This is a genomic window from Burkholderia puraquae (genome assembly GCF_002099195.1).
GTDB classification, from domain to species: domain Bacteria; phylum Pseudomonadota; class Gammaproteobacteria; order Burkholderiales; family Burkholderiaceae; genus Burkholderia; species Burkholderia puraquae.
The window spans coordinates 251,284-264,997 of the sequence record NZ_NBYX01000003.1 but is presented as its reverse complement, the minus strand read 5'-3'; the positions used below and the strand labels follow the sequence as shown (position 1 = coordinate 264,997).

12 protein-coding genes and 1 pseudogene are annotated in these 13,714 nt (G+C 66.2%); 7 read left to right on the top strand and 6 right to left on the bottom strand.

Features of this window, described 5'->3' with window-relative positions; all coding sequences use genetic code 11:
• Nucleotides 1-10: 10 nt before the first annotated feature.
• Complete coding sequence (locus B7G54_RS08135) at nt 11-1,390, bottom strand: amino acid permease (protein WP_085038622.1); 1,380 nt, start codon at nt 1,388-1,390, stop codon at nt 11-13.
• 300 nt (nt 1,391-1,690) lie between these two features.
• Entirely contained in the window at nt 1,691-2,428 is a 738-nt protein-coding gene (locus B7G54_RS08125) for a sulfite exporter TauE/SafE family protein (protein WP_085038621.1), read from the bottom strand.
• Nucleotides 2,429-3,307: 879 nt separating this feature from the next.
• Between B7G54_RS08125 and B7G54_RS08120 the strand changes: the two genes are divergently transcribed.
• The gene (locus B7G54_RS08120; RefSeq protein ID WP_085038620.1) at nt 3,308-4,222 is read left to right on the top strand and encodes a LysR family transcriptional regulator; all 915 of its coding nucleotides are present in this window, start codon (nt 3,308-3,310) and stop codon (nt 4,220-4,222) included.
• Between the two features lie 327 nt (nt 4,223-4,549).
• A pseudogene (locus tag B7G54_RS08115) lies at nt 4,550-4,750 on the top strand (LuxR C-terminal-related transcriptional regulator); the annotation flags it as partial.
• A 32-nt stretch (nt 4,751-4,782) separates the two neighbouring features.
• Here B7G54_RS08115 and B7G54_RS08110 read toward each other — a convergent pair.
• Nucleotides 4,783-5,223: an acyl-CoA thioesterase gene (locus B7G54_RS08110; protein WP_085038618.1), complete on the bottom strand. Its 441-nt coding sequence runs from the start codon at nt 5,221-5,223 to the stop codon at nt 4,783-4,785.
• 206 nt (nt 5,224-5,429) lie between these two features.
• Here B7G54_RS08110 and B7G54_RS08105 point away from each other — a divergent pair, with 206 nt between their 5' ends.
• Genes B7G54_RS08105 through B7G54_RS08085 form a run of 5 tightly spaced genes read left to right on the top strand, consistent with a single transcriptional unit; the run spans nt 5,430 to nt 9,008 of the window.
• The gene (locus tag B7G54_RS08105; protein ID WP_085038617.1) at nt 5,430-6,536 is read left to right on the top strand and encodes a 3-deoxy-7-phosphoheptulonate synthase; all 1,107 of its coding nucleotides are present in this window, start codon (nt 5,430-5,432) and stop codon (nt 6,534-6,536) included.
• Between the two features lie 11 nt (nt 6,537-6,547).
• Nucleotides 6,548-7,807, top strand: a complete 1,260-nt coding sequence (locus tag B7G54_RS08100; RefSeq protein ID WP_085038616.1) for an aromatic ring-hydroxylating dioxygenase subunit alpha — start codon at nt 6,548-6,550, stop codon at nt 7,805-7,807.
• Nucleotides 7,808-8,335, top strand: a complete 528-nt coding sequence (locus tag B7G54_RS08095) for an aromatic-ring-hydroxylating dioxygenase subunit beta (RefSeq protein WP_085038615.1) — start codon at nt 7,808-7,810, stop codon at nt 8,333-8,335.
• Between the two features lie 14 nt (nt 8,336-8,349).
• A complete protein-coding gene (locus tag B7G54_RS08090) occupies nt 8,350-8,700 on the top strand; it encodes a non-heme iron oxygenase ferredoxin subunit (RefSeq protein ID WP_085038848.1) in 351 nt (116 codons plus the stop codon).
• Nucleotides 8,697-9,008 carry a DUF1330 domain-containing protein gene (locus B7G54_RS08085; RefSeq protein ID WP_085038614.1) on the top strand — a complete coding sequence of 104 codons (312 nt, stop codon included), beginning with the start codon at nt 8,697-8,699 and terminating at the stop codon, nt 9,006-9,008. Before B7G54_RS08090 ends, B7G54_RS08085 begins: the two co-directional genes overlap by 4 nt.
• A gap of 403 nt (nt 9,009-9,411) precedes the next feature.
• Here the strand turns inward: B7G54_RS08085 and B7G54_RS08080 are convergent, their stop codons facing one another.
• From B7G54_RS08080 to B7G54_RS08070, 3 genes are read right to left on the bottom strand one after another with little or no spacing between them, the layout of a single operon-like run.
• On the bottom strand, nt 9,412-10,950 hold the full coding sequence (locus B7G54_RS08080; RefSeq protein WP_085038613.1) for a DHA2 family efflux MFS transporter permease subunit: 1,539 nt from the start codon (nt 10,948-10,950) through the stop codon (nt 9,412-9,414).
• 2 nt (nt 10,951-10,952) lie between these two features.
• Nucleotides 10,953-12,152: an HlyD/EmrA/EmrK family protein gene (locus B7G54_RS08075; RefSeq protein ID WP_085038612.1), complete on the bottom strand. Its 1,200-nt coding sequence runs from the start codon at nt 12,150-12,152 to the stop codon at nt 10,953-10,955.
• Nucleotides 12,149-13,594: an efflux transporter outer membrane subunit gene (locus tag B7G54_RS08070; protein WP_085038611.1), complete on the bottom strand. Its 1,446-nt coding sequence runs from the start codon at nt 13,592-13,594 to the stop codon at nt 12,149-12,151. Before B7G54_RS08070 ends, B7G54_RS08075 begins: the two co-directional genes overlap by 4 nt.
• Between the last annotated feature and the right edge of the window lie 120 nt (nt 13,595-13,714).

The window sequence follows — 13,714 nt, the reverse complement described above, 5'->3', positions numbered from 1 at the left end:
AGAGCAACGGTCAGCGCAGCTTCGCGCCGGCCGCTTCGCCGAGTTGTGCCGGTTTACGGCGCAGGAAATACGCTGCGACGATCGCAAGCGCCGTCAATACCGTGAACCAGAACTGGAAGCGCGAATCCGGGTTGAATGCCTGTGAGCCGAGCACGGCAACGAGTGCCAGCAGCGCGATCCAGTTCGACACCGGATAGAACCACGCGCGGAACGCCTGCGGATCGCGTGGTGCGTGCTTCTCCTGCCGGCGCATCGCGAAGTGCGCGACGATGATGAAGATCCACACGATCATCACGAACGCGCCGCTGCTCTTCGCGAGCATCAGGAACAGGTCGCCGCCGCTCAGGAAGTGGATGCCGAGGATCGACACGCAGATCGCGAGGCACAGCACGAGAGCATTCATCGGCACGCCTTTCGCGTTGGTGCGGCCGAACATCGCGGGCGCGTGGCCGCGCTGGCTGAGCGAGAACAGCATGCGCGAGTTCGAGAACAGGAACGAGTTCATCACCGACATGAACGACACGAACAGCACGATTTTCATCGCGACAGCCGCGCCCGTGAAGCCTGCCATGCTGAACAGCGACACGTACGGCGATTTCAGGTTGGCCTTGTCGGTCCATGGCATGCACAGGATCAGGATCGACACCGAGCCGACGTAGAACACCATCACGCGCACGATCACGCTCTTGATCGCGCGGATCACGTTCTTGCTCGGGTTCTCGGATTCGCCTGCCGCAACGGCCGCGATTTCGCTGCCGCCGAGCGAGAAGATCACGACCATCACGCCGGCGAGCACGGGCGAAATGCCGTTCGGCATGAAGCCGCCGTGATCGGTGAGGTTCACGAGCCCGGGCGCGGGAATGCGCGGCTGGAAGCCGAGCAGGATCGATGCCCCGAGCGCCATGAAGACGATGATCGTCGCGACCTTCGCGAACGACAGCCAGTATTCGGCTTCGCCGAACGATCGCACCGAGTACGCGTTGCTCGCGATCAGCGTGACGAGCATGAACAGCGCGCCGCCCCACACGGGCAGCCACGGCAGGAAATCGTGGAGGATCGCACCGAGCAGGATCGCCTCGACGGTGATCGTCATCATCGACTTGAACCAGTACAGCCAGCCGACCGAGAAGCCGGCCCATTCGCCGAGATAGCTGCTCGTGTAGGTGGAGAACGACCCGCTGTCGGGATTGCGGGAGGCCATTTCGCCGAGCATGAACATGACCAGCGTGACGATCACGCCGCCGATCAGGTACGACAGGATCGCCGCGGGGCCGGCTGTCGCGATGATGGCGCCGGAGCCGACGAACAGGCCCGCGCCGATCACGCCGCCAAGCGCGATCATCGTGATGTGACGTTGCTTGAGGCTTTGCCTCAACGAGTTGTCCTGCATCTCCTACCTCTAGTTATTGTTGGCCCGTTTGCCGGGAACGCATCGGGCGGCGCGGCGGCAAGCGTTCTGCCGCCGCAAAGGGCGCCGATGTCGAGAGAGCGTGTGTGACGCGATGTGCCGGGCCGCCGGCGGTGAATCGGAATGGCGGCCGCGAAGTGCCGGTCGGTGCCCGCGAGAGGGCGATGACGACGGCCACCCCGGATTGTGGGCGGACACCGTCGTCGCGGCAAACGAGATATGCGAAAGACGTCTTGCGGTTTGCTCATCAATTGCCGCAGCGGCGGCAGGCCGGTGCGTTCGTCAGATCGGCTTGACGAACAACCCGACGGTCAGCACCGCGCCGATGCAGACGATCCCGATCCGCAGCACGCGTTCGTTCACGCGATGCAGCGCCCACGTGCCGAGCAGGCCGCCGACGATCGCGCCGCCGCCGAGCGCGAGCGCCTTGCCCCAGTGCAGGTGCGGCGACGTCAGGAACAGCACGACGGCCGATGCGTTCATCACGCCCGCGAGCGCGTTCTTCGTCGACATCGCGTGGCGTGGCGACAGGCCGGCCATCGTCAGCACGGCCATCATCAGGAAGCCGAGCCCGCCACCGAAGTAGCCGCCGTAGATCGCGATCATGAACTGCGAGAGCGCAGCGGGGACGGTGCCGAGATGGGCCGTGCCTTCGCTCGGCTTGCGGAAAAAGCTGCCCCATGCGAACACGATCGTCGCGAACAGCACGAGCCACGGCACGAGGCGCGAGAAGATCGACGACGGGGTCTTCAGCAACAGCAGCCCGCCGAGCGCGCCGCCGACCACGCTGATGAAGAACATCGCGCGAAACGACAGCCTGCCCACGCCGCGCACCATGTTGCGACTCGCCCAGCCGGTCGTGACCTGCGCGGGAAACAGCGCGACCGTCGACGTGATGTTTGCCGCGAGCGGCGACATGCCCGACACGATCAGCGCGGGCAGCGTGACGAACGAGCCGCCGCCCGCCAGCGTGTTCTGCAGTCCGGCCCAGAGGCCGGCGAGGATGACGAGAGCGAGCATGGGTGCGGGACGGGGAAGTGGCTGGGCTTGCTTGCGGCAAGCGGGCAACTGCGGCGGACGCACGATGGTAATGCAGGATCGGGTTGGCCGGGAACGGGTGCCGGGACGGCGTGCCGTTGGACGCGTGGCCCTGGCCGTCCGCCGGATCGACACGCGCAACGAGAAACGGGCGAAGCGGTTGCAGGTTTGACGCACATACCGCTCGTCCGGATACATCGCGCCGGCCGAATTTTCGTGAAATGCCGATCGAGTCGAGAAAAGGGGCGGGCCGGGCAATCAAACGGATTTTCCCGGATGGCGGAGAGACATACGCGAATCATCCGATCCAGATTTGTTTTGTGAAACGATTGACCGTCAAAGCGGAATGTCGGTGTGAAAGTCAATAGAAGAGTTTAAAAGTTCTGGTATTCAGTCCCGGTGCGCAGAACGTGCCGTACTTTGCGCGGAAGCCGTGCCGGCGGGCGCTCGCGCAGGGGCTGGTGAGGCCGGCGCAGGCTTGCTGCGGCGGGCTCTGCTTCATCGGCCGGCCGGTTTGCGTGCGCGATTCGCGGATCGACGCAATGGAATCGGTTTGTTTTATTGTTCATTCGTGCGCATCGTTTCATTTAAACCGAATATCCGTCGAGTCGGGTTGCGGTTTGTTGCAACGCGGTGCACAATCGTTCACAAGTGCAATAAATCCGCAGCGGATTTTCTCAGCGGCAGAAATTCTCCCCGCCATTCACGGCACGCCTCTCAGGCGGACGCACGATCGTGCGCCAGGCTCGGCGGCGCGACTGCCGATTTCCGGTATATCGCGATCACGGAGCACCTGCGCTCGAGGCACGATGCCGTTGGCCCATCGGCCGGCCGGTCCCGACAGTACAGCATGGGCGCATCATGGCGACTTCCATCGACCTCAATCTTCTTGTCGTTCTGGACGCATTGCTGTCCGAGAACAGCGTAGTGGGCGCGGCCAACGCGCTCGGCCTCAGCCCGTCCGCACTCAGCCGCTCGCTCGCGCGGTTGCGGGTGATGACGGGAGACCCGTTGCTGGTGCGGGCAGGGCGGGACCTCGTCCCGACCCCGCGCGCGCTCGAGTTGCGCGACAGGGTGCATGCGCTCGTTGTGGAGGCGCAATCGGTCATGTGCCCGTGCGAACGGGTCGACATGAGTACGCTCAAGCGCACGTTCTCGATTCGCGCGAACGAGGCGTTCGTCGAGACGTTTGCGCCGGCGCTGCTCGAGCACGCGTCCGGTACGGCACCCGACGTGCGGCTGCGCTTCGCACCCAAACCCAACAAGCATGTCGACGCATTGCGCAATGGCGACATCGATCTCGAGGTCGGCGTGATCGGCCAGGCCGGCCCGGAGTTGCGCGTGCAGGCGCTGTTTCGCGACCGCTTCATCGGCGTGGTCCGCGCGAATCATCCGCTGGCGTCCGGCGAAATGACGCCGGAGCGCTTCGCGTCGTTTCCGCAGGTGGGCGTGTCGCGCCGCGGGCAGTTCAACGGGCCGATCGATACGCTGCTCAATTCCCTCGGCATCGCGCGCTCGGTGACCACCGTCGTGTCGAGCTTCCCGACCGCGCTCTCGCTTGCGCGCGGCTCGGACTTCGTCGCCAGCGTGCCGGAGCGGCAGACCGAGCGGTCCCGCGTCGGCATGCACAGCTTTACGCTGCCGGTGCCGATCGCAGACCTGACCGTCTCGCAGATCTGGCACCCGCGTTTCGATCGCGACCCCGCGCATCGATGGCTGCGCGATTGCGTGCGCAATATCTGCGCGCCACGCGTTGCCGATGCGAACGCCCGCTAGTTTCGTGGCCGTTTCGATGTGACGCGTCATGCAAGTCTGGTGGCGTGCGTCAACGTCATTGATACATTGCGTTTCATGCATCTTCCGAAGCGTAAATCGATTCGGTATGCTCGATTCCGGTTGGACAACACCGGAGATAATGGGTGGGACGTTTATTGCTTTTGAATTCGCCGAACATTCGTGACGCCTTTAAATAATAAATATCCAATCCGAGGGGTAGTGAATTGAGGTGAACATTGGAAATCGTGAATCTGAAATATTGGCGTCTTATTATGGATGGAGAAACGAATGGTTCAGTGTGCGGCGAATATCGCGACTCCCGATGATGTCACGCTGAGTATGCGGGAATGCGAGGTATTGCGATGGGCGGCGGAGGGGAAGACCGCGTATGAGATCGGCATCATTCTCGGCTTGACCGAGCGGACGATCAATTTCCATATTTCGCGATCGATCGCGAAGCTCAACGCGTCCAACAAGACCAATGCGGTCGTGAAGGCCGTGTTGATGGGCCTGATCGTGTTTGCATGAACGGCACCGGGGCGTTCGCCCCGGTTGCGACATCAGATCGCGCCCTGGAACGACAGCACGCGCGTCCTGAACTCTTCCGGCACCGGCACCGTGGTCTTGCTGCCATAGTCGAACATCACGTGCGTGGACACGGCCCGCGCAACCACCGCCTGATCGTCGTCCGAATTCTCGCTGGCCGCCTGCGCGTCGCGCACCATCAGGTATTCCAGTTCGAAGCTCTTCGAGCCGAAGCGCGTGACGCTGCTGCGGACCGTGATCGTATCGCCGTACTGGGCGGGCTTCAGATACTCGCACGACGTCTTGACCATGATGTGCGGCAGCTTTTCCGAATAGGGCAGTTCGAGCAGATCGTGCATGTAGGTCAGGTATGCATGCTGCAGATAATCGTAATAGACCGGGCTGCTCACGTGGCCCATTGCGTCCGTCTCCCGATATTTCACGTCGATTCTGGTTTCAAAATATTTTCTTGTCATAGTGAGGCTCCTTGGCAGAACGGCAGGTGAGAACGTGTTTGTTCAGGAGTTAAGTTAGACGTGAACCGCATATTGGAATACTGTCGGAAATCACAGATATTCACTATGCGAAATGCTTCTGCGATAAATGACAGTATCACCCCGGATTTGACCGCGCTCTAATTGCTCCGTAAATCGGCATCCGATCAGCGAGAGTGGAGTGATAAATGGAAAAATCCGTTGAGGCAGCGTTGACGCAAGGCGTGGCGGTGATCAGTGCGCAGCGGTTGCGCGCCGAATTGCCACGCGATCCCGGCCTGGCACGCTCGATCGGCGATGCGCGGCGTGCATTGGCGCAGATCATCGCGGGCGAGGACGATCGGCTTGCGCTGATCGTCGGCCCGTGTTCGATCCATGACGCAGAGGCCGCGCTGGCGTTCGCGCGCCGGCTCGCGCCGCTGCGCGAGCGGTACGCCGATGTGCTCGAGATCGTGATGCGCGTCTATTTCGAGAAGCCCCGCACCACGGTCGGCTGGAAAGGACTGTTGAACGATCCGTATCTCGACGGCAGTTTCCGGATCGAGGACGGCCTGCGCGTGGCGCGCAAGGTGCTGCTCGGCATCAACGCGCTGGGCTTGCCGGCCGCGACGGAGTTTCTCGATCCGATGACCGCGCCGTATCTCGACGACCTCGTATCCTGGGGCGCGATCGGCGCCCGGACGACCGAATCGCAGATCCATCGCCAGGCGGCGTCGGGGCTCGACCTGCCGGTCGGCTTCAAGAACGGTACCGACGGCAACGTGAAGGTCGCGATCGACGCGATCCGCGCGTCGCGTGTTTCGCACTGCTACCTGAGACCGTCCGTTTCCGGCGGCGTGGAAATAGCGACCACGCCCGGCAATCCCGACACGCATGTCGTCCTGCGCGGCGGCAAGACCCCGAACTACGACGCCGCGAGCGTTGCGGCAGCCTGCGCCGCGCTGCGCGACGCGCATCTCCCCCCGTATGTCGTGATCGACGCGAGCCACGGCAACAGCGGCAAGCAGACGCGCGCGCAGATCGATGTCTGCGGCAATCTCGCCGCGCAACTGCATCGCGGCGAGCGCGCCATCGTGGGCGTGATGATCGAGTCGTTCCTCGTCGAGGGGCGGCAGGACGTGGTGCCGGGCACGCCACCGGTGTTCGGCCAAAGCATTACCGACGCATGTCTCGGCTGGGATCACACAGCCGAGCTCGTCGAGCAGTTGGCTGCCGCGGTGGTTGCGCGGCGGCGTTCGCCAGCCGGCTTCATCGCGCACGGCGCCGCCGTTGCGCTGCAGGCTGTTTCTTACTGAAAGGAGCTCTCTTGAACTCACCCATCGACATCGCCCGCGCGCTCGACTGGAAAGGCGACGGCGCCAGCCGCACGCCGTACGAGGCGTACACGAGTGAAGCGCTGTATCAGCGCGAACTCGAGCGCCTGTTCTACGCGAATCACTGGTGCTACATCGGCCTTGAAGCCGAAGTGCCGTCTCCCGGCGATTTCCAGCGCACGGAGGTCGGCGAGCGTTCCGTCGTGATGACGCGCACGGAGGACGGCGAAGTCGTCGTCTTCGAAAATGCGTGCGCGCACCGCGGCATGCAGTTTTGCCGCGAACGTTCGGGGAAAGCGAAGGATTTCCACTGCCCTTATCACCAGTGGAACTACGACCTGAAGGGCAACCTGATCGGCGTGCCGTTCCGGCGCGGCGTGCGTCAGGGCGGCACGATCAACGGCGGCATGCCGGCGGATTTCGATCCGGGCAAGCATGCGTTGCGGCGCCTGCGCGTATCGACGCGCGGCGGCGCGGTGTTCGCGTCGTTCGACGAGAATGTCGAATCGTTCGAGGACTTCCTCGGGCCGCGCATCCTGCCTTACTACGATCGCCTGTTCCACGGCCCGAAGCTGACCGTGCTCGGCTACACGCGGCAGCGCGTGCCGAGCAACTGGAAGCTGATGGTCGAGAACATCAAGGATCCCTATCACGCGGGGCTGCTGCATACCTGGTTCGTCAATTTCGGCCTGTGGCGCGCGGACAATCCCGCGAAGCTCGTGACCGACGAGCATCACCGGCACGGCGCGATGGTGTCGATCCGCAGCGGCGGCGGCGGCGGCGAAGTGACCCACAACGTGACGAGCTTCAAGGAGCGCATGACGCTGAACGACGACCGCTTCCTCGATGTCGTGCACGAACCGTGGTGGGGCGATCCGACCGTCGTGATGCTCACGCTGATGCCGAGCGTCATCATCCAGCAGCAGGTCAATGCACTGTCGACGCGGCGCATCCGGCCGGTCAGCCCGGGCGTGTTCGACTACGTATGGACGCATTTCGGCTTCGAGACCGACACCGAAGAGATGACGCGGCGCCGTCTGCGCCAGGCCAATCTGTTCGGGCCGGCCGGCTTCGTGTCGGCGGACGATGGCGAAGTCATCGAATGCGTGCAGCAGAGTTTCGAGCAGATCCAGCACGGCAACGTCTACAACGAACTCGGCGGCCGGCAGGTCGACGAGCAAACCGACCATATGGTCAGTGAAACGCTGGTGCGCGGCATGTACCAGTATTGGCGCCAAGTGATGGAGGCCTGAATGAGCACGATCACGACACGAACGGGCCGGCCGGCCGCCGAGCCGCACCAGGGCGGCGCGAGCTTCGAGGATTTCTACGCGCTCGTCCAGCTCAATGCACGGTATGCGGCCGTGCTCGACGGCGGCGACTGGGACGCGTGGCCGGAATTCTTCGTCGAGCAATGCCGGTACACGGTGGTGCCGCGCGAGAACCACGAGCGCAACCTGCCGCTCGCGGTGATGGACTTCGAGAGCAAGGGCATGCTGAAGGATCGTGTCTACGGCATCAAGGAGACGCTGTTCTTCGATCCGTACTACCAGCGCCACGTGATCGGGCTGCCGCTCGTCACGTATCTCGACGACACGGTGATCGAGGCCGAGACCAACTACGCGGTGCTTCGCACGAAGACCGAGCAGATGAGCGACGTCTACAACACCGGGCGCTACCTGGACCGGATCGTGCGTACGCCGCAGGGGCTGCGTTTCGAGTCGCGCATCTGCGTCTACGACAGCGAGATGATTCCGAATTCGCTGATTTTCCCGGTTTGAGCGAGGTGCAGAAAGTGACGACGAATTGGATCGACGCGGTCGCGCCGGAAGCGGTGCGCACCGACGGAATACTCGGTGTCTGGGTGGGCGGCCGCGACATCGCGCTGTATGCGGTCGGCGACGAGATTTTTGCGACCGAGAACCAGTGCACGCACGGCGACGCGCGGCTGAGCGATGGGTTCCTGCTCGACGACGAGATCGAGTGCCCGCTGCATCAGGGGCGCTTCAGCGTGCGGACCGGCATTGCGCTGTGCGCGCCGCTGACGACGTGCGTGCGTACCTATCCGGTGAAGATCGAGAACGGCCGCGTGTTCGTGCAGCTTGCGGCGGCCGATGCGGCGGCGCCGGCGGAGGCACGGTCATGAGCGCGTACGTGGTGTTCGATATCGACGTGCACGACGTCGACGCATACCAGGCGTACCGCCGGCTCGGCGCGCCGACGGTGGCCGAGTACGGCGGGCGCTTCCTGGTGCGCGGCGTCGAAGTCGAAACGCTGGAAGGAGACTGGTCGCCGAAGCGCGTCGTCGTGCTCGAATTCGAATCGGCGGAGCGCGCCCGCGCGTGGTACCGGTCCGAGGGCTATCAGGCGGCGAAGCTGCTGCGCGAGCCGGCCGCCCGGACGACCGGCATCCTCGCCGAAGGATACGTGCCGGTCGCCAGCGATCCGCGTTGAGCGGTGAAGGTCAAGGGGCTCCGCGCCGGATCGTTCGGCGCGGAGCCCCTTTTTTCGTTCACGCATGCAGTCGAGCGGGACCGGCGACATCGGTTCGGCCGTAAAGGCGATGCGATCCGCCGGATCCCCCCGCCGTCTGCCGGCGGGCCGGTTACCCGGTCAGTCGCTCCGGTCGAGCGTGACGGGTTTCGGACATTTCCCGCGCGCGTTTTCACCCATGCCGTTGCCCGATGCATGCAGAGGTTGCGCATGCGAGGGCGTGCTTGACGGTGCGGGAGGGGTGTCAAGTCAAGGCCCTGTCGTGTTCGAACGTGCCACGGCTGCGGCGCGCGTGCGCCGAAGTAGCCGGAGCCGAACGTGTCGCAGGCGGTGCGTGCCACGGCCGCCGGCCGTGGCGCATACGTCATGCGTGGCGGTAGCGGATCGACCAGACCGTCAGCAGCGTCGCGCCGAACAGCAGCAGGCAGCCGAACGAAAAGTCGTTCAGCGCGAGCATGTGCGCTTCGACGTCGATCGCGTGCGAGACGGATGCAAGCGCACCGGCCGGCGACAGCCCCGCATGATCGAGCCGCGCGAACCAGTCGCCGGACGCGAAATCGTACGGCGTGATGTGGTCGACGAGATAGGTGTTGTGCACGCGGGAACGGCGTTCGAAGTAGGTCGGCGCGACCGAAGTCGCGACGCTGGTGCCGATCCGTCGCAGCGCGTTCTGCAACCCGGATGCCGCGGGCAGCCGCTCGCGGGGCAGCCCGGCGAGCGAAAGCGACACGAGCGGCGTGATGAAGAATGCGGTGGCGGCGCCCATCAGCAGCGAATTGGCGGCGATGTCGCCGAGGGTCACGTCGGTGTTGAAATGCATGCGCCAGAACGATGCGGCGCCCCAGCCGACGAGTGCGACGGTTGCGAGCAGGCGCGGGTCGGTGCGGCCCTGGAAGCGGCCGAGCAGCGGCGCGATCACGATCCCCGCGACGCCGAGCGGCGCGGTGGCGATGCCGGCCCAGGTGGCGGTGTAGCCCTGCTGGGTCTGCAGCCACAGCGGCACGAGCACCAGCGCACCGAAGTAGAGCCCGAAGCCGACCGTGATCGCGAGCGTGCTCGTCGAGAAGTTGCGGTCCGCGAACAGCCGCAGGTCGACGATCGGATGGTCGTCGGTCAGCTCCCAGAGGATCAGCGCGATGAACGACACGACCGCCACGACCGCCAGCCCGCGGATTTCGCCGGAGGCGAACCAGTCGAGGTTCTGGCCGCGATCGAGCAGCAGCTGGAACGAACCGAACGCGGCGGTGAGCAACAGCAGCCCGACGACGTCGACCGGCAGGCGCCGCGTCGCGTTGTCGCGTCCCGCCAGCAGCCGCGCGAGTACGCCCAGCACGAGCACGCCCGGCGGTACGTTCACGTAGAAGATGTACGGCCAGCTCAGGTTGTCGGTGATCCAGCCGCCGGCGATCGGTCCGAGCACCGGTGCGACGAACGTCGTGGTCTGCCACACGGCCAGCGCGACGTGGCGGCGCGTCGACGGGAACACCGCCATCAGCAGCGCCTGGGACAGCGCGGTGATCGGGCCCGACGCGGCGCCCTGAAGCGCGCGAAACAGCAGCAGCGACTCGAAGTTCGGCGCCATCCCGCACAGGACCGACGTGAGCACGAAGAGCAGCACCGACAGGCGAAACAGCCGCACCTGGCCAAAGCGCTGCGTGAGCCAGCCGGTGAGCGGCAGCGTGATCGCGAGCGGCGTCGCGAACGAGGTCAGCATCCAGGTGCCCATGTCGGGCGCGACGCCGAGATCGCCCGCGATGGTCGGGACGGCGACGTTCGCGATCGTCAGGTCGAGCGTCTGCATGAAATTCGCGACGCTGACCGCGATCGCGACGAGCGCCAGCGGCATGCCGGCGAGCGGCTCCAGCGGCAGTTTCGGTGCCGCGTTCCGGGCGAAAAAGGGCATCGTCAGGCTCCCGGTGCGAGCGGGCGCACGCCGCTGTTCGCGCGAATCGTCTCGGCGACGAGCGCATTGCCCGCTTCGTCGTCGTCACGGTAGATCGACGTGGCGTCGATCGACCTGCGCACTTCGGGCGGACGGGCGGACGGCGACGCCGATGCGGTGCCGCGGCCGTGTTCGACCGGCACCGATGCCGTCATCGACAGGCCGATGCGTAGCGGGTGCGCGCGCAGCTCGGCGGGGTCGAGCGCGATCCGGACCGGCACGCGCTGAACGACCTTGATCCAGTTGCCGGTCGCGTTCTGTGCGGGCACGGCCGCGAAGGCGGCGCCCGTGCCGGCTTCGAGCCCGACGACGCGCCCGTGGAATACCACGTCGCTGCCGTACAGGTCCGAGAACAGCTCGACCGGCTGCCCGGCGCGCATGCCGCGCAGCTGCGATTCCTTGAAGTTGGCTTCGACCCACACGTGATCGAGCGGCACGAGCGCCATCGACGGCGTGCCGGGCGAGACGTGCTGGCCGACCTGCACGACCCGGCGCGTGACGAGCCCGCCGAGCGGCGCGCGGATTTCGGTGCGGCGCAGCGCGAGCGCCGCGCTGCGGACCCGGGATGCCGCCGCGCGCACGAGCGGGTTCGTGTCGATCGACGTGCCGTCGGTGTGCGCGAGCGTCGCGTCGTAGGCGGCCTGCTGCGCGTTCAGCGCGGCCGTCGCGCCGTCCATCGCATCCCGCGCATGGCGAAGATCCTCGCGCGACACGCCGCCGTCCGGTGCGAGGCTCTGCCGGCGCTGCAGGTCGTCATTCGCCTTGGACCATTCGGCACGCCGCAGCCGGATCTGCGCTTCCTCGCGCGCCGCGTCCGCATGCGCGGTGCGGTATTCGCGCACCGCGTGGGCGAGCTGGGCGACCGCTTCGTCCAGCGCGAGCCGCGCATCGGTCTTGTCGACGCTGAAGAGCAGGTCGCCCGGACCGACCCAGTCGGCGTTCTGCACGCGCACGGCGTCGACGGTGCCGCCGATCTGCGGCGAGATCTGCACGACGTCGCCGGACACGTATGCATCGTCGGTCGTCTCGGTGCCGCGCGTGGTGGCCCACGCGGCGACGCCGATGCCGGCGGCACCGGCGAGTGCGATGAAGAACCAGCGGAAGTAGCGCCGGCGCGCGCGTTGCAGCGACGGCTCGGCGGCGGGGGATTCGGGACGGTTCATTGCGTGACTCCAGTGGAAGTGGCGCCGCCGAGCGCGGCGATCAGGCGGGCGTGCTCGATCGCGAACGACGCGTCCGCACGGGCGACCGATGCGCGATCCTCGAGCAGCCGGCCTTCGGCGAGCAGGACGTCGAGGTAGCCGGAGATGCCTTTCCGGTAGCGCTGCGTTTCGACGGCGTAGGTTTGTTGCGCGCGCGACAGCGCCTCGCGCTGAAGCGCGCGCTGCCGGCGGAGCGTGTCGATCTGGACGAGGGTGTCGCTCACCTGTGCAAGCGCGTTGACGACCGTGTCGTCGTACACCGCGACGGCGGCGTTGTAGGCGGCGGTTTGCGCGCGCAGGCCGGCACGCAGCCGGCCACCCTCGAAAATCGGCAGCGTGATCGCGGGGCCCGCGCCGAACGTGCCGCTGTTGCCGTGGAACAGTGCACGGAAGCCGAAGCTCTGCACGCCGGCGAAGGCCATCAGGTTGACGTCCGGATAGAACGCGGCGCGCGCCGCGTCGATGTTCGCCGCTTCGGCTTCGACCTGGTAGCGCGCGGCCAGTACGTCCGGCCGGCGGCCGATCAGCGCCGCGGGCAGGACGGCCGGCATCGGCAGCTCGGCGGCGGGCGGCGCGGCCGGCGTCAGGGCATCGGCGTAACCGGGCCCCCGGCCGACGAGCGCGGCGAGCCGGTGGCGCAGCCGGGCCGATGCGGCCGCATGCGTGTCGATGTCGGCCTGCGCGTGCGGAATGGGTTCGCTCGCCCTGAGCACGGCGACCTGCATGTCGAGACCGGCGTCGGCGCGTTGCGACGTGAGGCGGAGCAGATAGCTGTGTTGCTGCAGCGTATCGCGCGAGATCGCGAGCAGTTGCTGTTCGAGCACGAGCTGCAGATAGGTTTCGACGATCGCCGCCTGCAGCGACACGGCGGCCGCGTGCTCGAGCGCGCGCTGCTGGTCCGCGCGCAGCGCGGCGGCCCGCGCCAGCGCGTGCTGCCGGCCGGCGATGTCGAGATTCCACGATGCCCCGAGGAGCGCCTGCGCGTCGACCTGCCAGTGCCCGGCCGCGGGCGGCGGCGTCCGGTAGCTGCCGGGCAGGCGCGTCGGCACGGCGCTCACCGTCGCGCCGAGTTGCGGCAGCAGTGCGGCGCTTTCGACGTCGGCGTCGGCGAGCGCCTGCGCGACGCGTTCGCGCTGCGCTTGCAGCGTCGGTGCGCCGGCCAGGGCATCGTCGACGAGGCGATCCAGCTGCGCATCGCCGAACGCGGTCCACCAGCGTTCGGCGATCGTCGGCGTGCCGGCGCCGGCGGCGTGGATCGCGGCGCCCGCATCGAGTTGCTCGACGGGCGTCATCCGGGCCGCCGGGCGTTGCGAGCCGAACGGCGCACAGCCGGCGATCGCGAGCGCGGCGAGCGCGGGAACCAGGCGGTGGGAGCCGCGCGCTCGGTCGATGAGGAAGGGCATGGTCGGTTTCCTGTCGCGCGAGGGCGAACGATGTATATCTAAAAATATATCTTTAGATATTATTTGGCGATCGGCAACTGGTAGAAATGGCAGTCGGCCGAACCGGCCGGCGTCGTTGAA

Coding starts and splice junctions, on each gene's coding strand:
- B7G54_RS08135 (WP_085038622.1), bottom strand. CDS start 1,390: ATGCAGGACAACTCGTTGAGGCAAAGCCTCAAGCAACGTCACATCACG.
- B7G54_RS08125 (WP_085038621.1), bottom strand. CDS start 2,428: ATGCTCGCTCTCGTCATCCTCGCCGGCCTCTGGGCCGGACTGCAGAAC.
- B7G54_RS08120 (WP_085038620.1), top strand. CDS start 3,308: ATGGCGACTTCCATCGACCTCAATCTTCTTGTCGTTCTGGACGCATTG.
- B7G54_RS08110 (WP_085038618.1), bottom strand. CDS start 5,223: ATGACAAGAAAATATTTTGAAACCAGAATCGACGTGAAATATCGGGAG.
- B7G54_RS08105 (WP_085038617.1), top strand. CDS start 5,430: ATGGAAAAATCCGTTGAGGCAGCGTTGACGCAAGGCGTGGCGGTGATC.
- B7G54_RS08095 (WP_085038615.1), top strand. CDS start 7,808: ATGAGCACGATCACGACACGAACGGGCCGGCCGGCCGCCGAGCCGCAC.
- B7G54_RS08085 (WP_085038614.1), top strand. CDS start 8,697: ATGAGCGCGTACGTGGTGTTCGATATCGACGTGCACGACGTCGACGCA.
- B7G54_RS08080 (WP_085038613.1), bottom strand. CDS start 10,950: ATGCCCTTTTTCGCCCGGAACGCGGCACCGAAACTGCCGCTGGAGCCG.
- B7G54_RS08075 (WP_085038612.1), bottom strand. CDS start 12,152: ATGAACCGTCCCGAATCCCCCGCCGCCGAGCCGTCGCTGCAACGCGCG.
- B7G54_RS08070 (WP_085038611.1), bottom strand. CDS start 13,594: ATGCCCTTCCTCATCGACCGAGCGCGCGGCTCCCACCGCCTGGTTCCC.